General features: G+C 65.3%; 21 protein-coding genes and 1 tRNA gene. 18 read left to right on the top strand and 4 right to left on the bottom strand.

Annotated elements, in window-relative coordinates; genetic code table 11:
• The first annotated feature begins 108 nt into the window (after nt 1-108).
• Nucleotides 109-537 carry a hypothetical protein gene (locus tag AC1DIO_RS24880; protein ID WP_476769882.1) on the top strand — a complete coding sequence of 143 codons (429 nt, stop codon included), beginning with the start codon at nt 109-111 and terminating at the stop codon, nt 535-537.
• Between the two features lie 37 nt (nt 538-574).
• Here AC1DIO_RS24880 and AC1DIO_RS24875 read toward each other — a convergent pair whose 3' ends face one another.
• Nucleotides 575-2,476: a hybrid sensor histidine kinase/response regulator gene (locus AC1DIO_RS24875; RefSeq protein ID WP_476776588.1), complete on the bottom strand. Its 1,902-nt coding sequence runs from the start codon at nt 2,474-2,476 to the stop codon at nt 575-577.
• Between the two features lie 202 nt (nt 2,477-2,678).
• On the opposite strand from AC1DIO_RS24875, the gene AC1DIO_RS24870 reads away from it, so the two are divergent.
• The 9 genes from AC1DIO_RS24870 to AC1DIO_RS24830 all read left to right on the top strand — a co-directional run bounded on the left by AC1DIO_RS24870 (nt 2,679) and on the right by AC1DIO_RS24830 (nt 12,775).
• A complete protein-coding gene (locus tag AC1DIO_RS24870; RefSeq protein ID WP_476776587.1) occupies nt 2,679-3,104 on the top strand; it encodes a lipocalin-like domain-containing protein in 426 nt (141 codons plus the stop codon).
• Nucleotides 3,105-3,172: 68 nt separating this feature from the next.
• A complete protein-coding gene (locus AC1DIO_RS24865) occupies nt 3,173-4,087 on the top strand; it encodes a LysR family transcriptional regulator (RefSeq protein ID WP_441491039.1) in 915 nt (304 codons plus the stop codon).
• A 230-nt stretch (nt 4,088-4,317) separates the two neighbouring features.
• Nucleotides 4,318-4,806, top strand: a complete 489-nt coding sequence (locus AC1DIO_RS24860; RefSeq protein WP_441491040.1) for an NAD(P)H-dependent oxidoreductase subunit E — start codon at nt 4,318-4,320, stop codon at nt 4,804-4,806.
• Nucleotides 4,803-6,389: a formate dehydrogenase beta subunit gene (locus AC1DIO_RS24855; RefSeq protein WP_476776586.1), complete on the top strand. Its 1,587-nt coding sequence runs from the start codon at nt 4,803-4,805 to the stop codon at nt 6,387-6,389. Before AC1DIO_RS24860 ends, AC1DIO_RS24855 begins: the two co-directional genes overlap by 4 nt.
• A gap of 10 nt (nt 6,390-6,399) precedes the next feature.
• A complete protein-coding gene (fdhF, locus tag AC1DIO_RS24850) occupies nt 6,400-9,279 on the top strand; it encodes a formate dehydrogenase subunit alpha (protein WP_476776585.1) in 2,880 nt (959 codons plus the stop codon).
• A complete protein-coding gene (gene fdhD / locus AC1DIO_RS24845; RefSeq protein WP_441507730.1) occupies nt 9,266-10,108 on the top strand; it encodes a formate dehydrogenase accessory sulfurtransferase FdhD in 843 nt (280 codons plus the stop codon). The genes fdhF and fdhD overlap by 14 nt, the downstream gene beginning before the upstream one ends.
• Nucleotides 10,105-10,380 (top strand): formate dehydrogenase subunit delta, encoded by a 276-nt coding sequence (locus tag AC1DIO_RS24840; RefSeq protein WP_476776584.1) that lies wholly within the window; start codon nt 10,105-10,107, stop codon nt 10,378-10,380. The genes fdhD and AC1DIO_RS24840 overlap by 4 nt, the downstream gene beginning before the upstream one ends.
• Before the next feature lie 110 nt (nt 10,381-10,490).
• Nucleotides 10,491-12,149 (top strand): OFA family MFS transporter, encoded by a 1,659-nt coding sequence (locus AC1DIO_RS24835; protein WP_476854252.1) that lies wholly within the window; start codon nt 10,491-10,493, stop codon nt 12,147-12,149.
• A gap of 239 nt (nt 12,150-12,388) precedes the next feature.
• On the top strand, nt 12,389-12,775 hold the full coding sequence (locus AC1DIO_RS24830) for an ArsR/SmtB family transcription factor (protein ID WP_476776582.1): 387 nt from the start codon (nt 12,389-12,391) through the stop codon (nt 12,773-12,775).
• 32 nt (nt 12,776-12,807) lie between these two features.
• On the opposite strand, the gene AC1DIO_RS24825 is transcribed toward AC1DIO_RS24830, so the two are convergent.
• Together AC1DIO_RS24825 and AC1DIO_RS24820 are read right to left on the bottom strand one after the other, a co-directional pair.
• Nucleotides 12,808-13,353 (bottom strand): carboxymuconolactone decarboxylase family protein, encoded by a 546-nt coding sequence (locus AC1DIO_RS24825; protein WP_441491047.1) that lies wholly within the window; start codon nt 13,351-13,353, stop codon nt 12,808-12,810.
• A 115-nt stretch (nt 13,354-13,468) separates the two neighbouring features.
• Nucleotides 13,469-14,794: an aspartate aminotransferase family protein gene (locus AC1DIO_RS24820; RefSeq protein WP_476776581.1), complete on the bottom strand. Its 1,326-nt coding sequence runs from the start codon at nt 14,792-14,794 to the stop codon at nt 13,469-13,471.
• Between the two features lie 370 nt (nt 14,795-15,164).
• On the opposite strand from AC1DIO_RS24820, the gene AC1DIO_RS24815 reads away from it, so the two are divergent.
• From AC1DIO_RS24815 to AC1DIO_RS24805, 3 genes are read left to right on the top strand one after another with little or no spacing between them, the layout of a single operon-like run.
• Nucleotides 15,165-16,310 (top strand): PspA/IM30 family protein, encoded by a 1,146-nt coding sequence (locus AC1DIO_RS24815; RefSeq protein ID WP_476776580.1) that lies wholly within the window; start codon nt 15,165-15,167, stop codon nt 16,308-16,310.
• On the top strand, nt 16,307-16,942 hold the full coding sequence (locus AC1DIO_RS24810) for an OB-fold-containig protein (RefSeq protein WP_476776579.1): 636 nt from the start codon (nt 16,307-16,309) through the stop codon (nt 16,940-16,942). Before AC1DIO_RS24815 ends, AC1DIO_RS24810 begins: the two co-directional genes overlap by 4 nt.
• Nucleotides 16,943-16,966: 24 nt before the next feature.
• Nucleotides 16,967-18,652 (top strand): flotillin family protein, encoded by a 1,686-nt coding sequence (locus AC1DIO_RS24805; protein ID WP_476854251.1) that lies wholly within the window; start codon nt 16,967-16,969, stop codon nt 18,650-18,652.
• An 86-nt stretch (nt 18,653-18,738) separates the two neighbouring features.
• On the opposite strand, the gene AC1DIO_RS24800 is transcribed toward AC1DIO_RS24805, so the two are convergent.
• Complete coding sequence (locus tag AC1DIO_RS24800) at nt 18,739-19,359, bottom strand: LbetaH domain-containing protein (protein WP_476769893.1); 621 nt, start codon at nt 19,357-19,359, stop codon at nt 18,739-18,741.
• A 168-nt stretch (nt 19,360-19,527) separates the two neighbouring features.
• Between AC1DIO_RS24800 and AC1DIO_RS24795 the strand changes: the two genes are divergently transcribed.
• From AC1DIO_RS24795 to AC1DIO_RS24775, 5 genes are all read left to right on the top strand, one after another.
• Nucleotides 19,528-19,601, top strand: a tRNA-Gln gene (locus AC1DIO_RS24795).
• A gap of 81 nt (nt 19,602-19,682) precedes the next feature.
• Nucleotides 19,683-20,339, top strand: a complete 657-nt coding sequence (locus AC1DIO_RS24790) for a VOC family protein (protein WP_476776577.1) — start codon at nt 19,683-19,685, stop codon at nt 20,337-20,339.
• Nucleotides 20,340-20,520: 181 nt separating this feature from the next.
• Nucleotides 20,521-21,684, top strand: coding sequence for a patatin-like phospholipase family protein (locus tag AC1DIO_RS24785; protein WP_476776576.1), 1,164 nt, complete (start codon nt 20,521-20,523; stop codon nt 21,682-21,684).
• Nucleotides 21,685-21,741: 57 nt separating this feature from the next.
• Nucleotides 21,742-22,512 carry an acetoacetate decarboxylase gene (locus tag AC1DIO_RS24780; protein ID WP_476776575.1) on the top strand — a complete coding sequence of 257 codons (771 nt, stop codon included), beginning with the start codon at nt 21,742-21,744 and terminating at the stop codon, nt 22,510-22,512.
• 520 nt (nt 22,513-23,032) lie between these two features.
• On the top strand, nt 23,033-25,509 hold a 2,477-nt coding region (locus AC1DIO_RS24775), incomplete at its 3' end, for a beta strand repeat-containing protein (protein WP_476854250.1).

Genomic DNA, 25,509 nt, shown 5'->3' with positions numbered 1-25,509 from the left:
ACCCTGCGCTGCCCGGATCACTCAATCGACGCAAAAGCATCACTCTCATCAGAATGCGCCACTTACTCATTTGTTCCCATTGCGCCATCGGCTCGAAATGAGCAGGCGGTGCGCACGCCTCGCTATAAGCCACTGCACCAATTGGTTTTTTATCGTATCGACGGGCGAGGCGCGGTACTCTTGAGAAAATTATCTCAGGGACCGCGCCGAAGTTTCGCCCGTCCCGGAACAGGAGCAGCGATGCCAGTTGCAGGAAAAATCGTACTCAAGAGCGGAGCACAGCTTCCGCTGGAATACCGCATGGTGACCCAGCCGGACGGCCTCCTGTCCGGTGAGCTGATCGGCGATCTGGATGCCTGGGATCCGTTGGTCTTTGCCGACCGCCTGAGACTGGTCTGCAATGACGGGCGATCAGTCGAGGTGCTGATCACGCATGTGACGGACAAGGGCGCGCTTTTCATCGCCGCGCTGGAAGTTGCCGCCACGAACTCCGATTGCCAGGATGTGGCAACCACGACGGCAGCACTCGCCGGCTAGTATTGGGCCGCGGCGCAGTCGGATCTGCGTGCCGAATTCAGCTTGTTGCCGCGTCGACGGCACGCTGGAGATCGACCTGCCAGAACGGCTTTGAGAGCCGGGGCAGTTTCTGTCCCTGCTCGGTTGGCAGCTCCGCATAGCCGGTTGCCAGGATGATCGGCAGGTCCGGCCATTTCGCCCTGATGATTTCGGCGAGCTGGGCGCCCGTCATCCGGGGCATCGCGTGGTCGGTGATGACGAGATCGATCTTTGCGCCGCCGTCGAGCACCTCGAGCGCCTCCCTGGCCGAGGCCGCCTCGATCACGCTGTGTCCAAGATCCTCGAGCAAGGCCGCCGTGTTCATCAGGATGAGTGCGTCGTCATCGACGGCGAGCACCCGCAATGAGCGCTGGGGCTTGTCATCCGCCGGATACGATCGGGCATCGGGCGAGACCTCCTGCGTCGGCAATCGCTCTGCGACGGGAAGCCAGATTTCGGCCGTCGTCCCCTCTCCGGACCGGCTCTTGAGGACGAATCCCCCCCCGGACTGTTCGGCCATGCCATGGACCATGGAGAGCCCGAGCCCGGTGCCCTTGCCGACCCCCTTGGTCGTGAAGAACGGCTCGGTCGCGCGTGCCAACGTCTGCTCGTCCATTCCCTCTCCGACATCGCTCACCGACAGGCAGAGATAGCGCCCTGGCGCCAGGTTCGAGCGCCCGGCCGCCGCAATATCCTCAGCGCGCGCCGCAATGATGATCGTCCCGCCACCTGGCATGGCGTCCCGCGCATTCATGGTCAGGTTCAGCAGCGCCAGTTCGAGCTGATGCGGATCGACGCGCGCCGCATCCAGCGCCAGCGGAAACCGCGTTTCAATACTGACGAGCGGACCGAGCGAGCGCTGGAGCAACTCCGACATGCCCGAGACCAGCTTCGGCAGGTCGACCGTCGTGGGAGAAAGTTCCTGGCGGCGCGCGAAGGACAGCATGCGCTGTGTCAGGGAAATGCCCCGGCGCGCGCCCTCGATCGCGTTATCGGCGAGAGCGGCGACCTTCTCGCTCGAGGCCTGTTTGCGGATGAGCTCCAGGCTGCCGAGGATGGCGGCCAGCAGATTATTGAAGTCATGCGCAACGCCGCCGGTGAGCTGGCCGATGGCCTCGGTCTTCTGGCTTTGAAGCAGCGATTGCCGCGCCTCCTCCAGCGCCTGCTCATGGCGTCGCCGTTCGGTCATGTCCCGGGTGACCTTGGCGAAGCCGATGACCTCGCCATTGTCCCCCTTAATCGCATCGATGACCACGCTTGCCCAGAACGGCGTTCCGTCCTTCCGGAGGCGCCAACCCTCCTTCTCGAACTTGCCCTCGCGGATGGCCGTGTCGAGCGCGCGCTGGGGCTCGCCCCTCTCGCGATCCTCGGCCGTATAGAAACGGGAGAAATGCTGCCCGATGATCTCGTCTGGCGCATAGCCCTTGATCCGCTCGGCACCCTGATTCCAGTTGCTGACGATGCCGTCGCGATTGAGCATATAGATGGCGTAGTCGGTGACGCCCTGCACCAGGAGCCGGAAGCGCTCCTCGCTTCGACGCAGGGCATTTTCGGCTTCTCTCCGCTCGGACAGATCGCGCGTGATCTTGGCGAAGCCGAGGAGTTCGCCGTCCGTTCCATAGATCGCATCGATGACGACGCTGGCCCAGAAGGTCGTGCCGTCCTTGCGGACGCGCCAGCCCTCGCTTTCGAAGCGGCCCTCGCGCGCCGCCGTGCCCAGCGCGAACGCGGGCAGTCCCCTCGCGCGATCGGCATCGGTGTAGAAACGCGAGAAATTGGTGCCAAGCACCTCCAGCGCCGTGTAGCCCTTGAAGCGTTCGGCCCCGCGGTTCCAGCTGCCGATCGCGCCTGCCGGGTCGAGCATGTAGATCGCATAATCCGTGACGGCCTCGACCAGGATGCGATAACGCTCATCGCCCATTGCAGATTGTTCGGCCTTACCCATAGCGTCCCCGCGCATCACACCGGAACAGGGAACGTCGGCGAGTGGACATTGTTCCGTCGCCGGAATGAAAAAGCATCGAGCGCCCCGTCGCAGCGCAGCACGCCTAAGCCCCATTTGCTTTATCGAATGCCCCGAGCAAGATGGCTACCAACTCGCGAAAGCGTCGTTGGAGACTGGCATGGCCGACGCCGAAGCTCTGCTGGGCACCTGGAAAATGATCTCCTGGACGCGCGAGGCTGTCGCGACCGGGGTCGTGACCGACGCCATGGGGTCTGATCCGGTCGGCTACATTTCCTATCAGCCCGACGGTCGAATGATGGCGCTCGTGCTTGACCGGAACAGGGAGAAGCCCGTCGGGTCTGCGCCATCGCCCGAGGAAAAGATCGGTCTGTTCGATTCGATGCTTGCCTATGCGGCGGCCTATACGCTGGAGGACGACAAGGTCACCCACCATGTCGACGCTGCCTGGAACCCGACCTGGCAGATCGACCTGATCCGGCCCTACACCCTGGCCGGGGACAGCCTCGTGATCAGCGGAGCGCCCGGCCACGATCCCGCAACCGGCGAAGCGGTGATCTACCGCATGGAGTTCCGGAAGGTCTGAGCGCTTTCGCGGGCAGATCGGCACATTTTCAGATTGAACCGAACGACCGCCGCGCTAGCCTAGCTGCAATGATCATTCGTCAGCTTGTCTACCTGGACGCCCTTGCCCGCGAGAAGCATTTTCGACGCGCAGCCGAGGCCTGCCACGTCTCCCAACCCACCCTGTCCACCGCCATCGGCCAGCTGGAGGAGGAACTCGGCGTGCTCATCGTCGAGCGGGGGCGCCGGTTTCAGGGATTGACCAAGGAGGGCGAGGTCGTCCTCGCCCATGCCCGCCGCATCCTGGCGGAGGCCGACCTGCTGAAGGAATCGATCGCCGAGCTCAGGCAGGGCGTGAGCGGCCGTATCCGGCTCGGCGCCATTCCGACAGCCCTGCCGATGATCGCCCATATCACCGCGCCGTTCTCGGAGCGCTACCCGGCGGTCTCCCTGACCGTGCTGTCGCTGACCTCGGCCGAGATCCAGAGCCGAATCGACAATTTCGAGCTCGATGTCGGCCTGACCTATCTCGACAATGAACCTCTCGACCGCGTGATCTCGAAGCCGATCTACCTGGAATCCTATGTGCTGCTGACGCGCGAGGATGGCGAGATCGCGCGGCAGGACACCATCACCTGGGCGGAAGCCGCGGAGCTCAAGCTTTGCCTGCTGACCTCCGACATGCAGAACCGACGGATCATCGACGGCATCTTTCGCTCCGTCGGACATTCGCCTCGGCCGGCAATCGAAACCAACTCGATCTTCAACCTGTGCTCTCATGCCGGGATCCAGGGCGTCTCGAGCATCGTCTCGCTGCAGCTGCTCGAGTTCTTCGGGGTACCGCTCGGAACCAAGGCCCTGCCGCTCGTGGAGCCGGACGCCAAGCGCACCATCGGGCTGATCGTGGCGGACCGCCAGCCCTTCGCGCCCTTGGCGCGAAACCTGCTGATGATGTCGCGCCCGATCAGCGAGGCCGGCCTGCCTCGCCTGCCCATCGTGAGATAGCTGAGTTCTATCTAAGACGGCAGATCCAGCTCCTCCCGGAGGGAACTATAATCGTTTGGCCGCGTTCTATGGATTGGCACGCAAGGAGATGCGGCAAGCATCCCGGGAACGCTGCTTTTTGATAGCTAGAAACTATCACGTAGTTGGAACAAACGATTTGAAATCGTTCCAGCCTTGGCCACCCTGACCACAAGCATGACGGCCGGTTCAACGGCCCGCTTGGAGGAAATATGGCTGAGTTTCCGGCATGGGACCGGGACGAAGCACGTCGAATCGTCGGCGGGCTCGTTCATTTGGAAGGCGCAACCCTGCCCATCCTGCACGCGCTGCAGGAGGAGTTCGGCTATATCGACGCCGAGGCCGTTCCGCTGATCTCGGAAGCGTTGAATCTGTCGCGGGCCGAGGTTCATGGCACGATCAGCTTCTATCACGACTTCCGGTCCGAGCCGCCGCCGCGCCGCGTCGTCAAGCTGTGCCGGGCCGAGGCCTGCCAGGCGCTCGGCTGCGAAGACCTCGTCGCGCATCTTGCCCAGGCGGGCGGCATCGCGGTCGATCACGCGTCTCCCGACAGCCCCGTCGCGGTCGAGACCGTCTATTGCCTCGGCAATTGCGCACTCGGGCCCTCGGCCCTGGTGGATGGCGAACTGATCGGGCGCGTCGACGCAGCGCGCCTGCTTGCGCTTTGCGAGACGCAGCCCGGCTCGAGGGGGCAGCGATGAGCCAGGAGTTCACCAACAGCCCGCCCCCCGGCATCCGCGTCTTCGTGCCGATCGATGCGGCCGCCCTGTCGGTCGGCGCCGAAGCGGTCGCGCAGGCGATCCTGCGAGAAGCCGCGGAGCGCGGCATCGAGATCGAACTCGTCCGCAATGGTTCGCGCGGCCTGCTCTGGCTGGAACCGATGGTCGAGGTTGAAACCAGCGAGGGCCGCGTCGCCTATGGCCCGGTCACCGCGGCAGGGGTAGCCGGCCTGTTCGATGCAGGCTTCATGCATGGCGATGCGCATACGCTGCGGCTTGGCCCGGTCGCCGAACTCGACTGGATGAAGCGCCAGCAACGCCTGACCTTCGAGCGTGTCGGCGTCACCGATCCGCTCTCCCTGCCGGAATATCGCGCCCATGGCGGCCTGGCCGGATTGCAGTCGGCGCTCGCGCTTCAGCCGGCCGAGATCGTCGAGACGGTTCGCGCGTCGGGCCTGCGCGGCCGGGGCGGCGCCGGGTTCCCGACCGGGATCAAATGGAAGACCGTCCAGGACGCCAGGGCCGATCAGAAATATATCGTCTGCAATGCCGATGAGGGCGATTCCGGCACATTTGCCGATCGCATGCTCATCGAGGGCGACCCCTTCCTCCTGATCGAGGGCATGGTGATCGCGGCAATCGCCGTCGGCGCGACGCGTGGCTACATCTATCTGCGCTCGGAATATCCGCATGCCTATCGCACACTCTGCCGCGCCATTCTGAAGGCGGAGCATGCCGGCCTGCTCGGCGACTCGGTCCTCGGTTCCGGACATGCTTTCCACCTCGAGGCCCGGCTCGGGGCCGGCGCCTATATCTGCGGCGAGGAGACGTCGCTGCTCGAAAGCCTGGAAGGAAAGCGGGCGATCGTCCGGGCCAAGCCGCCCCTGCCTGCGCTGCAAGGCCTGTTCGGCAAGCCGACGATCGTCAACAACGTGCTGTCCTTCGCGGCCGTGCCCTGGATCCTGGCCCATGGCGCCCAGGCCTATGCTGATTTCGGCATGGGTCGCTCGCGCGGCACGCTGCCGGTGCAACTCGGCGGCAATGTCAGACGTGGCGGGCTGATCGAACTCGCCTTCGGCATCTCGCTGCGGGAGATCATCGAGGGCTTTGGTGGCGGCACACTGAGCGGCCGGCCGATCCGCGCCGTCCAGGTTGGCGGTCCGCTCGGCGCCTATCTGACTGCGAGCCAACTCGACACGCCGATGGATTACGAGGCGCTGGCGGCCAGCCGGGCGATGCTTGGCCATGGCGGCATCGTCGTGTTCGACGACACGGTCGACATGGCCAAGCAGGCGCGCTTCGCCTTCGCGTTCTGCGCCAAGGAAAGCTGCGGCAAGTGCACGCCCTGCCGCATTGGCGCGACGCGCGGCGTCGAGGTGATGGACCGCATCATCGCAGGCCACGAGCGCCCGAAGAACATCGCCGTGCTGCGCGATCTTTCGCGCCTGATGACCGACGCCTCGCTCTGCGCGATGGGCGGCCTGACCCCCATGCCGGTGCTGAGCGCGCTGAACCATTTTTCCGAGGATTTCGACCGGCCACCGCTGCCGATGGCCGCCGAATGAGGAGCATCTGATGAGCCTGATCAAGGAGATCGATTTCGGGACGCCGATCCGCGTGGCGGAGAAGCTGGTCACGCTGACGGTCGACGGGCAGAGCGTCACGGTGCCGGCCGGCACCTCCGTCATGGCGGCGGCAATGAGCCTCGGCACCAAGATCCCGAAGCTCTGCGCCACCGATACGCTCGAACCCTTCGGCTCGTGCCGGCTCTGCCTCGTCGAGATCGAGGGGCGGCGCGGCACTCCGGCCTCCTGCACCACACCGGCCGAGGACGGCATGGTGGTCAGGACGCAGAGCGAGCAACTCTCGACGCTGCGCAAGGGCGTGATGGAGCTCTACATCTCCGATCATCCGCTGGACTGCCTGACCTGTTCGGCCAATGGCGACTGCGAATTGCAGGACATGGCCGGCGCCGTCGGCCTGCGCGAGGTGCGCTATGGCTATGAGGGTGAGAACCACGTCTTCGCGAAGCAGGACGGCGCGGCCAACGCGCTGTTCCTCGGCAAGGACGCTTCGAACCCCTATTTCACCTATGACCCGTCGAAATGCATCGTCTGCAACCGCTGCGTCCGCGCCTGCGAAGAGGTGCAGGGCACATTCGCACTGACGATCACCGGACGCGGCTTCGAGTCGCGCGTCGCGGCCGGCCCAACCGACTTCCTCGGCTCCGAATGCGTCTCCTGCGGCGCCTGCGTCCAGGCCTGCCCGACCGCGACCCTGATGGAAAACTCCGTCATCGCGATGGGCCAGCCGGAGCATTCCAAGGTCACGACCTGCGCCTATTGCGGCGTCGGCTGCTCGTTCAAGGCCGAGATGCAGGGCGACCGCGTCGTGCGGATGGTTCCCTACAAGGACGGCAAGGCGAACGAGGGACATTCCTGCGTCAAGGGCCGCTTCGCCTGGGGCTATGCGAACCACAAGGACCGCATCACCCAGCCGATGATCCGCGAGAAGATCACCGATCCCTGGCGCGAGGTGTCCTGGAAGGAGGCGATCGGCTACGCGGCGTCCGAGTTCAAGCGGATTCAGGCCAGCTACGGGCGGGAATCGGTTGGTGCGATCACCTCGTCCCGCTGCACCAATGAAGAGGTCTTCCTCGTCCAGAAGCTGGTGCGCGCCGCGTTCCGCAACAACAATGTCGATACCTGCGCCCGCGTCTGCCACTCGCCGACCGGCTACGGTCTGAAGACGACATTTGGCACCTCCGCCGGTACCCAGGACTTCAAGTCGGTGGCCAAGGCGGATGTCATCATGGTCATCGGTGCAAACCCGACCGACGGTCACCCGGTTTTCGCCTCGCGGATGAAGAAGCGCCTGCGCGAGGGCGCCAAGCTGATCGTCGCCGATCCGCGCCGGATCGACCTCGTGAAGTCGCCGCACATCAAGGCCGAGCATCACCTCCAGCTCAGGCCCGGCACCAATGTCGCGCTGATCAATGCGATTGCCCATGTCGTGGTCACCGAGGGGCTGATCGACGAGGATTATGTCCGCGAGCGCTGCGACCTCACCGATTTCGAGATCTGGGCCCGCTTCATCGCCGAAGAGCGCAACTCGCCCGAGGCGAGCGAGGAATTCACCGGCGTGCCGGCGACCGAGGTCCGCGCCGCCGCGCGCCTCTTCGCGACCGGCGGCAATGGTGCGATCTATTACGGGCTCGGCGTCACCGAGCACAGCCAGGGCTCGACCACCGTCATGGCGATGGCGAACCTCGCGATGGCCACCGGCAATATCGGCCGCGAGGGCGTCGGCATCAATCCGCTGCGCGGCCAGAACAATGTCCAGGGCTCCTGCGACATGGGGTCGTTCCCGCATGAGTTCTCCGGCTATCGCCATGTCTCCGACGATGCGACCCGCCAGATCTTCGAGATGATGTGGGGCGTGCCGCTCGAGACCGAGCCGGGCCTGCGCATTCCCAACATGCTCGACGAGGCGGTCGGGGGCACGTTCAAGGGGCTCTATGTCCAGGGCGAGGACATTGCGCAGTCCGATCCCAACACCCAGCACGTCACGGCGGGTCTCGCTGCGATGGAATGCGTCGTCATCCAGGATCTCTTCCTGAATGAGACGGCGAAATACGCCCATGTCTTCCTGCCGGGCTCGTCCTTCCTGGAGAAGGACGGCACCTTCACCAATGCCGAACGCCGGATCAACCGCGTCCGCCAGGTCATGGCGCCGCTCTCGGGCAAGTCGGAATGGCAGGTCACGATCGATCTCGCCAATGCGCTCGGCTATGACATGGCCTACGCCCATCCCAGCGAGATCATGGACGAGATCGCGCGACTGACGCCAAGCTTCGCCGGGGTGAGCTATGACAAGCTCGACAAGCAAGGCTCGGTGCAATGGCCCTGCAACGAGAAAGCCCCGAACGGCACGCCACTGATGCATGTCGACCGCTTCGTGCGCGGCAAGGGCAAGTTCATGATCACGGAATACGTGCCGACGCAGGAGCGCACCGGCCCGCGCTTCCCACTGATCCTGACGACCGGCCGCATTCTCTCGCAGTACAATGTCGGGGCTCAGACGCGCCGGACCGAGAATTCGATCTGGCACGATGAGGATGTGCTCGAAATTCACCCATTCGACGCGGAGAACCGCGGCATCCAGACGGGCGATCTGATCTCGCTTGCCAGCCGCTCGGGCGATATCGCATTGCGGGCCGAGGTCTCGGAACGCATGCAACCGGGCGTGGTCTACACGACCTTCCACCATGCCTCGACCGGCGCCAACGTCATCACCACCGATTATTCGGACTGGGCGACGAACTGCCCGGAATACAAGGTCACGGCCGTCGAGGTTCGGCGCACCAATTACTATTCGCAATGGCAGGAGCGGAACCGGGAGGAAGACGTTTCGCTCAGGCTGATCGCGGGCAGGTTGCCGGATGCCGCAGAATAGTTCGCCCGCCCAGTCCCCGGCCTCCTGCGCCGTCCAGGTCGAACCGCTGCGGTTCGACTCAGGCCCGCAGCCGTTCGCGATCGCCGAGGTCCCGGTCGAGACGCCGGTGAACGTCGTCTATGGCACCCTGCCCTATGCGGTGATGATGGCGAGCCCGGCCGACCTGGAGGATTTCGTCGTCGGCTTCAGCCTGACCGAAGGCATCATCACCGGGGTTGAGGAGATCCGCGAGATCCGGGTCACGCCGCGGGAAGACGGCATCGTGGTCTCGGTCGATCTGGCGCCCGGCCGTTTCCGCGAGCATCTGGCCCGGCGTCGCAATCTCTCGGGCCGCACATCCTGCGGCTTGTGCGGCGTCGAAACCCTGGCCGAGCTGCCGGTCGCGGAGCGGCTGTCCCGCAGCCGCTCCGCGGTGACGCCTGCCGCCATCCGGGCTTCGCTCGCCGCATTGGAAGGCCACCAGCCCCTGCATCGCCTGACGCGCGCCGTCCATGCCGCGGCCTGGTGCGACGGCGAGGGCAAGATCCTGGCTGCACGCGAGGATGTCGGCCGTCACAATGCGCTGGACAAGCTGATCGGCGCCCGGCTTCGTGCCGGCCATGGCACCGATGACGGCTTCGTCCTCGTCACCAGTCGCGCCTCATTCGAGATGGTCGAGAAGGCCGCGATCTTCGGAGCCGGAACGCTGGTTTCGGTTTCGGCCCCGACATCCCTGGCGATCGAGCGGGCCAAGCGCCTCGGCCTCACCCTGGTCAGCATCGCGCGCAGCGATGCTGCCATGCTTTTCACTGGCACGCTCGCGCATGAGCGGGAGGCCCACACGTCATGAGCACGATAGGCAATACGCCCTCCTCGCATGCCGAAGCGGTGCTGGCAGGTAAAGGCGCCAAGCTCGCGCACATGGGCGGCCAGATCGCCGAGTTCTTCCAATCCTACCCGGACGAGCAGGCCGTGCCCGCGATCGCCGACCATATCAACCAGTTCTGGAGCCGGCGCATGCGCGACGACTTCATCGCAGCCTTCGCTGCAAACCCGTCCGGATTGCCACCGCTGCTGCGCAAGGCGCTGCCCAGGATCAAGGGCGCGCCCGCCGGACGCTGACATCTCTGCTGTTCACGGAATGCCACCGGCCCTTCGAGGGAAGGCCGGTGTCGGAAGAAGCCGGTGCGGAAACCGGCCAGGACGCCAAACGCTCGGGGAGAATGACTGGGATGAGCATCGCACAAGATCTGGGGCAAGTCGCACTGTCGCCCGGCCTGCTGGACCGGGAGCGGATCATCGCGACTGCGGGGTTCAATCGCTGGCTGGTGCCGCCTGCGGCGCTCTGCATCCATCTATGCATCGGCATGGCCTATGGTTTCAGCGTGTTCTGGCTGCCGCTCAGCCAAGCGATCGGCATCACCAAGCCCGTCGCCTGCGCGGCGGATGTCGGGCTGATCGGCTCGCTGTTCACGACGAGCTGCGACTGGAAGGTCGCCGATCTCGGCTGGATGTACACGCTGTTCTTCGTGCTGCTCGGCTCTTCGGCAGCGATCTGGGGTGGCTGGCTCGAACGCTCGGGCCCGCGCAAGGCTGCCTTCGTCTCGGCGCTGTGCTGGTGTGGCGGACTGCTGATCTCGGCCCTTGGCGTCTACACCCACCAGCTCTGGCTGATGTGGCTGGGCTCGGGCGTGATCGGCGGCATCGGACTTGGCCTTGGCTACATCTCTCCGGTTTCGACGCTGGTGAAGTGGTTCCCGGACCGGCGCGGCATGGCGACCGGCATGGCGATCATGGGTTTCGGCGGCGGCGCGATGATCGGCTCGCCACTGGCTGACATCCTGATGAACTATTTCAAGACGCCCACCTCCGTCGGTGTCTGGCAAACCTTCGTCGTGATGGCCGTGATCTACTTCGCCTTCATGATGGCAGGTGCCTTCGGCTACCGCATTCCGCCCGCCGGCTGGCGCCCGGAAGGCTGGACGCCGCCGGCAACGCAGAACGCGATGATCACGTCCGGCCATGTCCATCTCAAGGACGCGCACAAGACGCGGCAGTTCTGGCTGATCTGGGCGGTGCTCTGCCTCAACGTCTCCGCCGGCATCGGCGTGCTCGGCATGGCGTCACCCATGCTGCAGGAGATTTTCGCGGGATCGCTGATGGGCAAGCCCGAGATCGGCTTTGCCGCGCTCGATGCCGAGCAGAAGAAGCAGATCGCGACGATCGCCGCGGCCTTTGTCGGCCTGCTCTCGCTGTTCAACATCGTCGGCCGCTTCTTCTGGGCCTCGCTGTCGGACAAGCTCGGGCGCAAGCTGACCTATGCCACCTTCTTCGGCCTCGGCATGCTGCTCTACGGGCTCTCGCCCTGGGCGGCGCATGCCGGCTCGCTGGCGCTGTTCGTCGCCTTCTTCTGCATCATCCTGTCGATGTATGGCGGCGGCTTCGCGACGGTACCGGCCTATCTCGCCGACATGTTCGGAACCCAGTTCGTCGGCGCGATCCACGGGCGCCTGCTGACGGCCTGGTCGACCGCCGGCATCGTCGGCCCGGTGGTCGTGAACTACATCCGCGAGGCGCAGATCAATGCGGGCGTGCCCCGTGCGCAGGTCTATGACCGGACGATGTATATCCTGGMCGGCATGCTGGTGCTGGGCTTCATCTGCAACCTGCTCGTGCGCCCCGTTGCGACGAATTGGTTCATGAAGGACGCGGAAGTCGCCGCCCTCCAGGCCAAGTCGGCCAATGCCAGCGCCAGCCTGCATTACGGCTCCTTCGGCATCGGCAAGGGCGGGCTCGACGGCACGGCGCTGCTCGCCTGGGCCGTCGTCGGCATCCCGATTGCCTGGGGTGTCTGGATCACCCTGTCCAAGTCGCTGGCGCTGTTCCGGTAACCGACAGGATTCGGACGTGACCGTCGAGGCCTGCGGCATGCCGCGGGCCTCGATCCGTTTGGGGCGTGCCGGCCAAGGAGACAGCTCTCCGCCCTCCCCGTTATTCAGACGGAAATACAATGCGATGTCTTGGCTTCTTCGTTAGAGTCATGAAGTAACGGTTGCGCGCAAATCGTCCTTCCCAGCGATGGCCTGGAAGATCTGCGTGGACAACGACCTGCCCGGTCGGTTATATTCCAATGGATATAGCGAACTTCCTGATCGCGCGACCATTGGGTGCCATGCCGGACGACAGAGCGACCTCCCTCCCGGAACCAGCCGCGACGCTGGAAGCCAGGGCCTTGCAGGCCAGCGAGCTGTTCAAGGTCCTGGCTCACAAGAACCGGCTGCAGCTGCTCTATCTGCTTGCAGAGCAGGAACGCTCGGTCGCGGAACTCGAAACCGCCCTGTCCCTGAGCCAGGCCATGGTCTCCCAGCAGCTGACCCGCCTGCGGCTTCAAAGGATCGTGTCGACGCGCCGCGTCGGCCGGCGGATCTTCTACCGCCTGAACGACCGCGGCGTCGGCGCCGTGATCGCGGCCACCCTCGATGCGACGGCTGCGCATTGGACGAAAGCTCACGCCTGATCGAGGCGCGCGCAAAGGCCGGTCTAGTCCTGCTACGCGCCGGACAAGGGCCGTTCCGCCATTTCCGTTGCGACCGGCCCGTCGATCGGCGTGTCGTAGGTCATCAGGATATAGCCGAGCACGGAATAGAATCCGACGGTCGCGATCAGGTCGAAGACCGCCTTGCGCCCGAATGCCTCCGCAAGCTCGGCCTCGAGTTCGGCCGGCAGGCGGCGCTGATCGAAGAGCGCGTCGACAGCGCGGGCGACCAGCCCGTCCTCGCCCTCCGGCATCCCGCGCATCGCGGCGATACGCGCATCGCTCATCCCCAAAACCCGGGACCGGCTGACATGATGGGCCCATTCATAGGGCGAGCCCATCCGGTGCGCGGCGCGCAGGATAACCAGCTCCGAACGCACGGCGCCGAGCGCGCTGTCCCTCACCACATGCTGRCGTAGCGCAGCCCAGGCCTTCAGCAGCTCCGGATGATGGGCCATCGTTCGGTAGACATTGAGCGCGCCGGCAAAACCGGTTCGCATCTCGGCAATCTGGTCCGGCCAGCCGGCGTCAGTGATCGGTGGGCAAGGCGAGTTCGTCATTGTCAATCTCGTTGAAGGCAGCGCCGGAGGATGCCGGTTCTCAAAATCACTGGCCCGAAAAAGTTCCGGTTTTTGGKACCGATGCAAACACGGAAAGGCTGAAGCATCGGGCCAGTCAGCTGCGCACCGCTGCCTCGATCGCCGCGCCGATCCGCTCGACGATAAGGTCGATCTCGTCAGGCTGGATGATGTAGGGCGGTGCAAGCAGCACATGGTCGCCGAGCCGCCCGTCCACTGTGCCACCCATCGGATAGCTCATCAGGCCGCGCGCCATCGCCTCCTTCTTGATCCGGGCATGCAGCTTCAGGGCCGGATCGAAGGGGGCCTTGGTTTCCTTGTCCGCAACGATCTCGATGCCGCGGAACAGACCGCGCCCGCGGATGTCGCCGACATGGGCGTGCTGGCCGAGCCGTGCGTCGAGCCCAGCCTGCAGGCGCTCGCCCATCAGGCGGACATGTCCCATCATTTCCGGCTGCGAGATGATCTCGACGACCTTGTTCGCCGCCGCCGCCGCGAGCGGGTGGCAGATATAGGTATGACCATGCTGGAACAGCCCTGAGCCCTGGGCGAAGGCGTCATAGATCCGCTGCGACAGCAGCACGGCGCCGATCGGCTGATAGCCACCCCCCAGCCCCTTGGCGATGGTGGCGAGGTCGGGCGAGATGCCGTCCTGCTCGCAGGCGAACATCGTGCCGGTGCGGCCCATGCCGCACATCACCTCGTCGAGGATCAGCAGCACGCCGTATTTGTCGCAGACGCGGCGCACCCGCGCGAAATAGTCCGCGACCGGCCCGACAGCTCCCAGCGTTGCGCCGACCACCGGCTCAGCTACGAAGGCGATCACCTCTTCGGCGCCGAGTTCGAGGATCTTCGCCTCCAGTTCGTCGGCGAGCCGTTCGGCATAGGCTTCGGACGTCTCGCCTGGCCTGAGGTCACGATAGGCATAGCAGGGCGAGACATGGTGGCTCTGTGGCAGGATCGGCTGGAACTGCGCCCGCCGCCAGGCATTGCCGCCGGCCGCGAGCGCGCCGAGCGTATTGCCGTGATAGCTCTGCCGGCGGGCGATGAAATGGCGGCGCTGCGGCTGGCCGATTTCGACGAAATATTGCCGCGCCATCTTGAGCGCCGCTTCGACCGCCTCCGAACCGCCCGAGACGAGATAGACGTAGTCCAGCCCTGCTGGCGCCAGGTCGATCAGGCGCTCCGCAAGCTCTTCCGCGACATCGGTGGTGAAGAAGGAGGTGTGGGCATAGCTGATGCGGTCCATCTGGGCGCGCATCGCCGCAAGCACCTCCGGGTGGCCATGGCCGAGGCAGGAGACGGCGGCCCCACCGGAACCGTCGATATAGCTGCGCCCCTCGGCATCCGTGATCGTGATGCCCTGCCCCGCAACCGCTCGCGGTAGCCGCCCATTCAGGGAGCGATGAAGAATCCTGGTCATCCTGGCTTCCGGGTTAGCGTGGCCCCGCCGCCCTCACCGCGGCCTGCAATTCATGGCACAGGGCAGCAATCGGCGCACGTCGCCAGACACCGGTGCCAACAGAGTATCCTGCGGCGCGACGCGCCATACTCTTGTTGAGCACCGAGTCCTGAAGGTCTCTCTGTATGTATTGCGAAAGAGGTGCCTCGCGCCCGCGCTGCTGGCGATATCAGGGTGCTCTTGGCGGCATCCCCGGCGCATCTGCGCCCGCATTTTCCCTCTTCCGGGCGAGCACCTGTTCCGCATCGGCGCCCGGCCGTATTCATGACCGGCGCACCAACGGCAGGTCATAGCTGACGTTACGTAGGCGTCCCTTGAAAGCACAAAGGAAGTGCTTTATATCCTCGGCATGGTTTCGCGCTATCAGTCGACCATGAGCTACGTCCTGGACCCCTCGCCGGACGACATGCGCGCGATCCGCGCAACGCTCGCGGATTATGCCGAGATGATGCGCATTCTCGACGAGATCGAACGGGATCGCGGCGCCAGTGCGAATCTCGTCGCCTTGCACGAGCAGGCTTACGCCACCATCCGCGAACAGACGCGGTTACCGGCGCGGCTGGTGACGCTCGGCCTGCGGGATCACGCCGGCCGAACCAGTGGAACCGTCGTCGCCGACCTGCCGCTGGATGGGCGGCTCTATGCCATCAAGACCCCCACACATCTGAGCCTCTCCACCATCGAGGGGCGCAGGCTCATTCCCTATTCTGTTGCCGGCTACGTACCGGGTTGGTCGGATCACGCCGAAGCACGGCTGGTGCTGCGGGATGACGAGTCTCTCATCCTCGTCGGCATCGCTGCTGCCATCACACCGAAGGAGACCGTCATGGCCACCGAAGGAATTTTATCGCGCATCGGGCGTATCATCGCAGGCGCCGCCCACGGCACCGTCGATGCCCTTGAAGGCGCCAACGCCATCGTCACCGTCGAGCAGTCGATCAGGGAGATCGACGCGGTCGCGGAGGATGCGCGGGCGGGCGCCGGCAAGGCACGCGCCGAAGAGCACCGCCTCAAGGCGAAGATCGCCGAGATCAACGACGAGATCGAGGATCTCGCAGGGAAGATCGAAGTCGGCCTGGCCAGCGGGCGCGAGGATCTGGTCACACCCGTCATCGGCCTGCAGATCGACCTGGAGGCACAGCGCTCGGCGCTGGAGACGGCGCTGACCGAGGCTGCCGGCAAGATCGAGGAGGCGGGCAAGGCCCTCCAGGCTGTCAACTCCGCCCGGCAGGATGCCGTTGCCCGGCTCGCCGCCCTGAAGAAGAGCAAAGGCGCGGAGGATGCGAGCCAGGGCGTGAGTGCCTCGGTCCGCAATGACAACCGACTGGCCCAATCGCTGAACGCGATCGAGCGCGTCACCGGTGTCTCCGGGCGGCCGGAGATAGGCGTCTCCGAGGTCGAGGAACTGGCCCGCCTGCAACGAGAGAGGGCAATCCAGGAGCGGCTGGCCCGCTATAAAGGGCACAGCGGTTCATGAGCGCACTGACTGCGCCGGGCCTCTATCCCTTCACGATCGCTGCGCTGATCCTCGTCGGCATCGTCGCCATCGAGATCCTCGCGATGGTCGTGGGGATGTCGATCTCGTCGCTGGTGAATGACGGGCTCTCCCATCACGGCGTCCATAGCGAGCACGGCCCGCTCGATGCCTGGATGTCCTGGCTCAACCGGGGCGGCGTGCCGCTGCTCGTGCTGATCATGATCTGGCTGGCCTCGTTCGCCATCGCCGGATTCGCCATTCAGGGCGTGGCCCAGGCGCTCCTTTCGCCGCTGCCGACACTGTTTGCCAGCCTGCTCGCCGTGATGGTGGCGCTGCCGACGACACGTGCGCTGTCGCGTTGGACGGCGCGGATTATCCCGGGCGATGAATCCAACGCCATCAGCCAGTCCGACCTGATCGGGCTGACCGGCACGGTGACGCTCGGCCCGCTCGACCAGGGCAAGCCGGGGCGGGTCCGTGTCAGGGACCTGCACGGCAACATCCACGTCCTTCGGGCGAAAGCCGCCGCGGGCCACCTCATCCCGCAAGGGGCGAGCGTTCTGGTGGTCGATGGTTCCAATGGGTTGTTCGAGGCCATTCCTGCGCCCGATGAGCTCGGCGCGCAGACCTGAAGCTGGATAAGGGGAAATACGTTCATGGACTATGTTTCCGTCCTCACGATTGCCGGAACGGCGATTGTGCTCATCATCGGCATCGGCGTGGTCATGGCGGCGCTCTATACGCGCTCGACCCGGGACAAGGCCTATGTCCGTACCGGCCTAGGCGGCAAGCGGGTCGTCCTCGACGGCGGGTCCGTGATCCTGCCGATCTTCCATTCCTATTCCTGGGTGCAGCTCAGCACGTTGCGCCTTGAAGTTCACCGCAGCGAAGGCGAGTCGCTGATCACGGCCGATCGCATGCGCGCCGACATCACCGCGGAGTTCTACGTGCGGGTGAAACCGGATGCGGACAATATCTCCCTGGCGGCGCAGACGCTGGGCGACCGCACCAACAATGCCGACCTGCTGAAGACCCTCGTGGAAGCCAAGTTCGTCGACGGGCTGCGCTCGGTTGCCGCGACCATGAGCCTGAAGGACCTGCAGGAAAAGCGCTCTGACTTCGTGAAGGCGGTGCAGGATGCCGTCGCGGCCGACCTGCAATCCAACGGCCTCGAGCTTGAATCCGTCTCGCTCACGCGGCTCGACCAGACCGACATCAAGCATTTCAACCCCAACAACACTTTCGACGCCGAGGGTTTGACCGCGCTGACCCGCGTCACCGAGGAGCGGCGCCGCGAACGCAACGAGATCGTGCGCGAGAACGAGGTGGCCATCGCGACGAAGGACCGTGAGGCAACGCTGCAGCGCCTGACGATCGAGCGCGAGCAACGCGACGCCGAACTCAACCAGCAGCGCGACATCGTCAACAAGACGGCAGAGACGCGCGCGGAACAGGCCCGTGCGGAGCAGGCCGCACGCCTGGCCGAGGAGACGGCCCGGCTCGAGACCGAACGTGGCGTCGCCAAGAACGAGGCAGAGGCGCGCCAGGCCAAGGAGACCGCCCGCATCACGGCCGAGCGCGGCATCGCCGAAAGCGCGGCCGAAGCGACGCGCATCACCGAGACAGCCAGGATCGACGCCGCCATCGCCGTCGCACAGAAGAGCGAAGCCGAGTCGCAGGCCAAGGCAAAGGCGGAGGAAGCCAAGGCCGCAGCCGTCACCGCCGAGGAGCAGGTCGCGACCGCGCGCGCCGTCGAAGTCGCCGAACGCGCCAAGAAGATCGCCGTCATCGACGCGCGCAAGGACGCCGAGCAGGCCGCGACCGGTATTACGGTGAAGGCCGAGGCCGAACGGGAAGCCGCCGAGAATCTCGCTGCGGCCATGCTGACCAAGGCACAGGCCGAGGCCGAGGCCGCCAAGGTTCGTGCGGGCGGCATCATCGAACTCGGCGAGGCGGAGGCGAAGCGCGAGCGTGCGCTCAACGAAGCCCGCAATTCGCTCTCGCCGCAGATGGTCGATTTCGAGCTGACGAAGCAGCGCATCGCCGTCATTCCCGAAGCTCTCGCGCAGGTGATGAAGCCGATCGAGAAGATCTCCGACATCAAGATCTTCAGTGCGGGCGGCCTGCTCGGCGCCATGGGCGCTGGCGGCGCAGGATCGGCCGGACATGGCGGCCCGATCGCGGACCTCAGCAGCCAGCTCCTCAGCTATGGCGCGCAAAAGCCGATCGTCGATGCGATACTGGCCCAGGCCGGCTTCGCAGGCGATGATCCGGTGCATGCCTTGCTCAACGGAACGCAACACCCGACCGCGCTTCCCGCAGCCGAAAGCGGGGCGGCGTAAGCGACCTTTGCGCCGCGCGGCCCAGCGCCGCTCGGTCGAGAGGCACAAGGCGGCGGCTCAAGCGTCCGGCTTTGACCGCCCCTCCCTCAGAGGCCGGGAGCCTGATCGACAAGCGTCAACCGGGGGATTTTGGTCCCCCGGCCGATGATCGCGCCGGGCGCGATGACCGCGTTCGCGCCGACCCGCACGTGGTCCCCGACGAGCGCCCCGAACTTCTCGACGCCGGGCTCGACGACCCCTCCGCCAAAGACGAAGCGAATAGCCTTCGTCTCCCATTCGTTACGGTGGTTCGCGATGATCGCACCCGCTTCGAGATTGACGTCCGCACCCAGGATCGAGTCGCCGACGAAGTTGAAATGCGCGAGCGTGGCCCCCTGGAACAGGAAGCTCGACTTGAGCTCGCATCCGGGCCCGATGATGCAGCCCTCGTCCAGGAACACGCCGCCACGCAGATAGGCGCCGGCGGCCAGGAAGCAGCCCGGCCCGATGATCGCGGGCCCCTTCAGGACAGCCCCGCTCTCGATGGTCGCGGTCCGGTGCACCGCGATATCGCCTTCACGCCTGTAATCGTCATTAAGAGCGCTGAGCGCCGCTCCGACCAGTTCCGCGGCCCTCTGGGTGATCTGCCAGGCGTGTTGAGCGTCCTGCCGGAATGGCGAAACCGGCCAAAGCGCGACGAATTTCTCGATCCGCAGATCGGCAGACATGGCGTCTCCTCACTCTCTCGATCCCTTCGCTGGCCGAGGTCAGCATCGCAACGCCAATTGCCGTTGATGTGCAGCCGCGAGCCATGCAACACTTTGTATTCAGACCGGACCGAGGACGCTTGGTGTATTTCTCCGCGCATAGTGCCGGGCGACAACAGGGTTAGACGATCCCGCTTCGTCTAACGGCAGGACACCTGATTTTGGCTCAGGGAATTGTGGTTCGAATCCATGAGCGGGAACCACCCCAAATACATCGTCAGCCGGCATTCCCGGTTTCCGGACTTGACCGCGTTCCGAACAATCGTGAACGAAACCCTACCCCCTTGCCCGCTGGCCAGGACATGCTGACGCTCGACCATCTCACCGTGATTGCGCCGACGCTGGTCGAAGGCGTCGCCCATGTTCGATCCTGCCTCGATCTCGATGTCCCTTTCGGGCAGCGCCATGGCTATATGGGCACCTATAATCACCTGCTGCAGCTCGGCGGGACCGTCTATCTGGAAATCGTCGCGCTCGACCCGGATGCGCAAGGGCCTGGCCGCGCACGCTGGTTCGGCCTCGACGATCGCATCGCCGTCAAAGGCGATTGGGATGCGGGGCGCCGCCTGCGCGGCTGGGTCGCGCGAACCGACACCATCGACCTTGTCCTTCAAGGCCGCGAAGACATCTTTGGGCGAAAGGTCTCGCTGCCATGGTCCGCCCCCTCCTTTGACTTCGCGATCCCGGATGGCGGCGCCCTGCCCCTTGGCGGAGCAGCCCCTTCCCTCATCGACAGGCGGGGCAAGCCGCGCGCGATGGCTGCGATTGCGGATCTGGGTGCACGGCTGCGCTCATTCACGCTCGCACACCGTGACGCGGCCACCCTCTCGACGCTCTGTGAGACGCTCGGGATCGACCGTCCGCCTGTCATCATACCAGGCGATGATCTGCGCTATCGTGCGCTGATCGAAACGCCAGCCGGCGTGAAGGAGCTGTCCTGAGCGAGCGAAAAGCCCGATCCMATCGGACTGGTGCTGTCCCCAGCCGGGAGAACTGCCGAGGCCCGTTMGCCCCGATCAGCAGCTCTTGAATCGCATCAACCCGCATGAAAATCTGAACCAATCGCAGAGCGGTTCAATGCAAGATGCCTGGCCATTGCGCCCCATGAACAAGGTACGCCGTATGCCCAAACGCCCACCGTTCGAGCGTATCGCGCTGCTTCTGCAAGGAGGAGGAGCGCTCGGGTCGTATCAGGCCGGAGTTTACCAGGCCCTGGCCGAAGCCGAGCTGCACCCTGATTGGGTGGCGGGCATCTCGATCGGCGCGATCAATTCCGCCCTGATCGCCGGTAATCCGCCGGGGAAGCGCGTGGATGCGCTGCGCGCCTTCTGGGAGGCGATCACTGCACCTCTGCCGGGTTTCCCCGCCTTGCTCTCGTCCATGCTGGGAGCGATGCCCTGGAATGGCGATCTCGCTCACGGCTGGCTCAACCAGACGCGCGCCTTCGCCACGCTGATGGGCGGCGCGCCGGACTTCTTCAGCCCGCGCCCGATCCCGCCCTTCCTGTCCTCGGATAGCGGTGCTGCTGCAGAGAGCTTCTACGATGTCAGCCCGCTCAAGGCGACGCTGGAGCGGCTCGTCGATTTCGATCGCATCAATGCCGGCCCGATACGCTTCAGCGTAGGAGCCGTGAATGTGAGAACGGGCAATTTCGCCTATTTCGACACGGCGACCCATGTCATCGCGGCCGAGCATGTCATGGCCAGCGGGGCCTTGCCGCCGGGCTTCCCGGCGGTGGAGATCGATGGCGAGAGCTACTGGGATGGCGGACTTGTTTCCAACACTCCGCTGCAATGGGTCCTGGACAGCCGGCCTCGCCAGGACACGCTCGCATTTCAGGTCGACCTGTGGAGCGCGAAGGGCGAGTTTCCCAAGGATCTGGCCAGCCAGGATTCGCGCTTGAAGGATATCCGCTTCTCAAGCCGCACACGTGCAGCGACCGACCAGTTCCGGAAGAACCAGAGCCTGCGACGCGCGCTGCGGCATCTGATCGAATACGTTCCGAAAACGGCATTGGCCAACGCCGATCCTGACGTTCTCGCGTTGATCGCCGAGGCCGACGACAAGATCCACAACATCGTCCACCTGATCTACCGCTCCAAGAGCTATGAGGGCTCCTCCAAGGACTACGAGTTTTCGCGCGCGACCATGGAAGAGCATTGGGCATCGGGCTACGAAGACGCGTGCTTCACCCTGAGCTATCCCGAAGTGCTTCGGCCCGCGGAGACGCCCGATGGCGTCGCCACCTTCGATCTGGCTGAACTGGCGATGCGAAAGCGCAGTTAGTGGCTTGCGAGCATGTCGCAGCAGGCTTCAGGCAACGAGCAACGAGGACACAGCGTCATGAAGATCGCCGATGTGCGCGCCAATGCTTTCGCGATGCCACTGAACAATCCCGCCTACCCGAAGCCGCCCTACAAATTCTACAATCGCGAATTCGTCGTCATCAACTACCGGACGGATATCGAGCGGCTGCGCGCGTTCGTGCCCGAGCCGCTGGAGGTCATCGGCGATACCGTGGCCTATGAGTTCATCCGCATGCCGGATTCGACCGGCTTCGGCGACTATACCGAGACGGGTCAGGTCATCCCGGTGCGCTTCACCACCGCGTCGGGCGAGGTCCAGGAAGGCGGCTATGTCCACGCCATGTATCTCGACGACAATTCACCCATCGCCGGCGGGCGCGAGATCTGGGGCTTCCCGAAGAAACTCGCGACGCCGAAGCTGACGCATCAACAGGAGACGCTCGTCGGCACCCTGCATTACGGCTCGGTCCTCTGCGCGACCGCCACCATGGGCTACAAGCATCGCGAACTCGATCTGGCGCCGCTTGCCAAGGCCATGGCCAGGCCCGCCTTCATGATCAAGATCATCCCTCATGTCGACGGTTCGCCGCGCATCTGCGAGCTGGTGCGCTACTACATGGAGGACGTGACGTTGAAAGGGGCCTGGTCCGGCCCGGCCGCGCTACAGCTCTTCGAGCATGCGATGTGTGACGTGGCGCGGTTGCCCGTTCACGAAGTGGTCTCGGCGAGCCACTACATTGCCGACCTGACGCTGGGCCTCGGCGAGGTCGTGTTTGACTACCTCGCGACCGACGCAGCCAAGGCCTGAACGGCGATCCGTTCGGCGCGGCGAGCGCGCGGCGGCGGATGGGAACAGCGTTTCAGTGTCGGAAACATCCTGGCTCCCTTGTCGAAGAGCTGCGGGACCGTCACCCCACGCGGAATAATCGACACTGCCGTGGTGGCCCGGCGCGCTGTTTCAGTCCGCCCGTGGGTGGTGGATCAGAGCGATGACGAGCAAGCAGTCGTTGTTGCAGACGGCGGCCGCTCCAAGATAGCGAAACGGATCGGTTCCGACGCAACGCCGCCTCATTGAGACAAGTGCAGTGAAGATGCCGAAACGTCAGCATTCACGGTAAGTGTTGCTGATTTGTATCTGCGCTCAGCTTCCGTATTCCCGCGGATAGTTCTCGTCAACAATGGCTATTCACCATTCGTTTTTTGGTCCTTTGCTCGGTGACGACGGGGCCAGCGGACGAATCGCGTTGGACGGTGCCTTTGGGGGGCGCAGCATGAATTTCTGGGCATCGACTGCGCGCCAGGCGCCTGCAGTAAGCGCGAACTCGGGCATGTCTACGGGCCGCGAACACCACCATTCCGGCATACGGCGGGCCTGGTTGGCCAGCGTATCGGCGCTCGCCATGCTCGGAGCCCTGGCGGCAACGCCGGCATTGGCGATCGATGTCGCGAACCAGAGCGACTGGAACGCGGCCGTGGCGGCCGTGGCCGCGGCGGGCGCCGGCTCCACGACCACGATCAACATCACCAATGGCTTTACGCTGACGAGTTCGCTCGCCCAGCTGCAGGCGAGCAACGCCAATGTCACGGTGAACATTACCGGCAACAACCAGGCGATCGATGGTGCGGCGGCCTTTCAAGGCATTCAGGTCAATGGCGCCAATGCGCCGACCGTCAACATCTCCAATCTCGCGATCACCAACACCGCCGCGCGCGGCGGCAAAGGCGAGAACGGGTATAACGGCTATTACAGCGGCGGGCTCGCGTATGGCTCGGGCGGCGGCGGGGGCGGCGGCCTCGGTGCGGGCGGAGGCCTTCTGGTCGGCAGCGGCGCCATCGTCACGATCGCCGAAGTCAGCTTCAGCGGCAATGCGGCGACCGGCGGTGCGGGCGGCAATGGCGGCGTGGCACAGAACGCGGCGGCAGATCCAGTCAATGGCGGCAATGGCGGCGCCGGTGGCGCAGCCAATAATGGCGGCGCCACCGGCGGCGGCGGCGCGGGCGGCCTCGGCGGCACCGGCGGCCATGCCAGCATGCAAKGGACCGCGGGCACTGCGGGGGCATCATTCGGCGATGGCGGCGGCGGCGGCGGCGGCTCCGGCACAACCAGCAGCACGGCCTATACGCCGAACAACAATGGCGGTGCAGGCAATGCGAATGGCGGCAATGGCGCACAGGGCGGCGATGGCGTTACCAACAACAACGGCTCGCAAGGCCCAGGCTCGGATGGCGGCTCCGGCGGCGCGGGCGGCGCGGCACGCGGGGGCGCGATCTATGTCGCCACCGGCGGCTCGCTGACCATCCTCGATTCCTCGATTTCGGGCGTCTCGGTCACCGGGGGGACTGGTGGCACTCAGGGCGTCGGACAGGGCCCGAGCAGTTTCAGCGGGTCGCCCGGCGCAGCCGGCAGCGTCAGCGGCGCTGCGATCTACCTCAGCGGCGTGACGGCGAATATCGGCGTCTCGAGCGGGACGGTGACCTATGGCAGCTCTATCGGCGGCACTGGCCTGATTAGCGGCGGCGTTTCCACGGCGCTCAACAAGACCGGCGCGGGCACCCTCGTATTGTCCGCCGCGAACGACTTCACCGGCAATATCGCCATCAGCGGCGGCACGCTCTCGATCGGAGCCAGCAACAATCTTGGCAACGCCGCCAACGACCTGGTGCTCTCGAACGGCGGCACGCTGGCGGTCACGGCCACCACCACGCTGGCGGCGGCGCGGACGTTCAGCATCACCGGTTCCGGCGGCATCGACGTGGCCAGCGGCGCGACGACGACGCTGCAGGGCGTCATCTCGAACGGCTCCTCCGCCGGGAGCCTGGTCAAGGCCGGCGGCGGCACGCTCACACTTTCGGGCGCCAATACCTATACCGGAACGACCTTCATCAATGCTGGCACCCTGACCATCACCGGCGGCCAGGCGATCAGTGACGCCGGGCGTGTCGAGATCGCCAGCGGCGCGACCCTCGATGTTGCACAGAGCGAGACGATCGGCTTCCTGTCGGGTGTTACCGGCGCGCAGGTCATCATCGCCAGCGGCCAGACCCTGACGACCGAGGACAACACCGGAGCGGTCTTTGCCGGGGCGATCTCCGGCGCGGGCAGCCTCAAGCAGAACTTCGCGGGTACGACGACGATTTCGGGCACCAGCACTTATACGGGCCCGACATCCGTGACTGTCGGAACGCTGGTGGTGAACGGCTCCATCGCCTCATCTTCCAGCTTGACCGTCAATGCGGGCGCTACGCTCGGCGGCTCTGGCCAAGTGCCCGGCACCACAGTTTACGGCACGCTCGCGCCTGGCAATTCGCCCGGCACGATCACGGTCAACGGCAACCTGACGCTCGGCGTCGGCTCGACCTACATTGCCGAAGTGCAGGGCGCGGTCTCCGACCGGGTCAACGTCACCGGCTCGGCAACGCTTGCCGGCACGCTGCGGATCGTGCCGCTGGGTGGCCCCTACACCTTCAACAGTGCCTATATCCTGCTTTCGGCGGCCGGCGGCCGCAGCGGCACATTCGGCACGACCGATGTCACCGCGTCCTTCGGCGACGGCGTTTCCAGCGCGGTAAGCTACACCGCAAATGACGTGCTCCTGACACTGACGCCCAAGGCGATGACGACGCTCGGCGTCACGGCTCCACTGAACGCCTATTCCGTGGCCGCCGGAATCGACAGGGCGGTGGCGGGCGGGGCCGATCCGTCGGGGCTGTTCGGCATCTACAACCTGCCKGCGGCAGCGATTCCCGGGGCAGTGAACCAGCTTTCGGGCGAGGCCCATACCGCAGCACCGGCCATGGCGGTCTC

It is taken from the genome of Allobosea sp. 05T439, from assembly GCF_056396005.1.
The sequence above is the reverse complement of the archived record's forward strand: the minus strand, read 5'-3'. Positions and strand labels throughout refer to the sequence as shown.

Excerpts from the sequence above, each read along its gene's own strand:
- AC1DIO_RS24875 (WP_476776588.1), bottom strand. The coding sequence starts at position 2,476 with ATGGGCGATGAGCGTTATCGCATCCTGGTCGAGGCCGTCACGGATTAT.
- AC1DIO_RS24870 (WP_476776587.1), top strand. The coding sequence starts at position 2,679 with ATGGCCGACGCCGAAGCTCTGCTGGGCACCTGGAAAATGATCTCCTGG.
- AC1DIO_RS24865 (WP_441491039.1), top strand. The coding sequence starts at position 3,173 with ATGATCATTCGTCAGCTTGTCTACCTGGACGCCCTTGCCCGCGAGAAG.
- AC1DIO_RS24860 (WP_441491040.1), top strand. The coding sequence starts at position 4,318 with ATGGCTGAGTTTCCGGCATGGGACCGGGACGAAGCACGTCGAATCGTC.
- AC1DIO_RS24855 (WP_476776586.1), top strand. The coding sequence starts at position 4,803 with ATGAGCCAGGAGTTCACCAACAGCCCGCCCCCCGGCATCCGCGTCTTC.
- fdhF (WP_476776585.1), top strand. The coding sequence starts at position 6,400 with ATGAGCCTGATCAAGGAGATCGATTTCGGGACGCCGATCCGCGTGGCG.
- fdhD (WP_441507730.1), top strand. The coding sequence starts at position 9,266 with ATGCCGCAGAATAGTTCGCCCGCCCAGTCCCCGGCCTCCTGCGCCGTC.
- AC1DIO_RS24840 (WP_476776584.1), top strand. The coding sequence starts at position 10,105 with ATGAGCACGATAGGCAATACGCCCTCCTCGCATGCCGAAGCGGTGCTG.
- AC1DIO_RS24830 (WP_476776582.1), top strand. The coding sequence starts at position 12,389 with ATGGATATAGCGAACTTCCTGATCGCGCGACCATTGGGTGCCATGCCG.
- AC1DIO_RS24820 (WP_476776581.1), bottom strand. The coding sequence starts at position 14,794 with ATGACCAGGATTCTTCATCGCTCCCTGAATGGGCGGCTACCGCGAGCG.
- AC1DIO_RS24810 (WP_476776579.1), top strand. The coding sequence starts at position 16,307 with ATGAGCGCACTGACTGCGCCGGGCCTCTATCCCTTCACGATCGCTGCG.
- AC1DIO_RS24805 (WP_476854251.1), top strand. The coding sequence starts at position 16,967 with ATGGACTATGTTTCCGTCCTCACGATTGCCGGAACGGCGATTGTGCTC.
- AC1DIO_RS24800 (WP_476769893.1), bottom strand. The coding sequence starts at position 19,359 with ATGTCTGCCGATCTGCGGATCGAGAAATTCGTCGCGCTTTGGCCGGTT.
- AC1DIO_RS24785 (WP_476776576.1), top strand. The coding sequence starts at position 20,521 with ATGCCCAAACGCCCACCGTTCGAGCGTATCGCGCTGCTTCTGCAAGGA.
- AC1DIO_RS24780 (WP_476776575.1), top strand. The coding sequence starts at position 21,742 with ATGAAGATCGCCGATGTGCGCGCCAATGCTTTCGCGATGCCACTGAAC.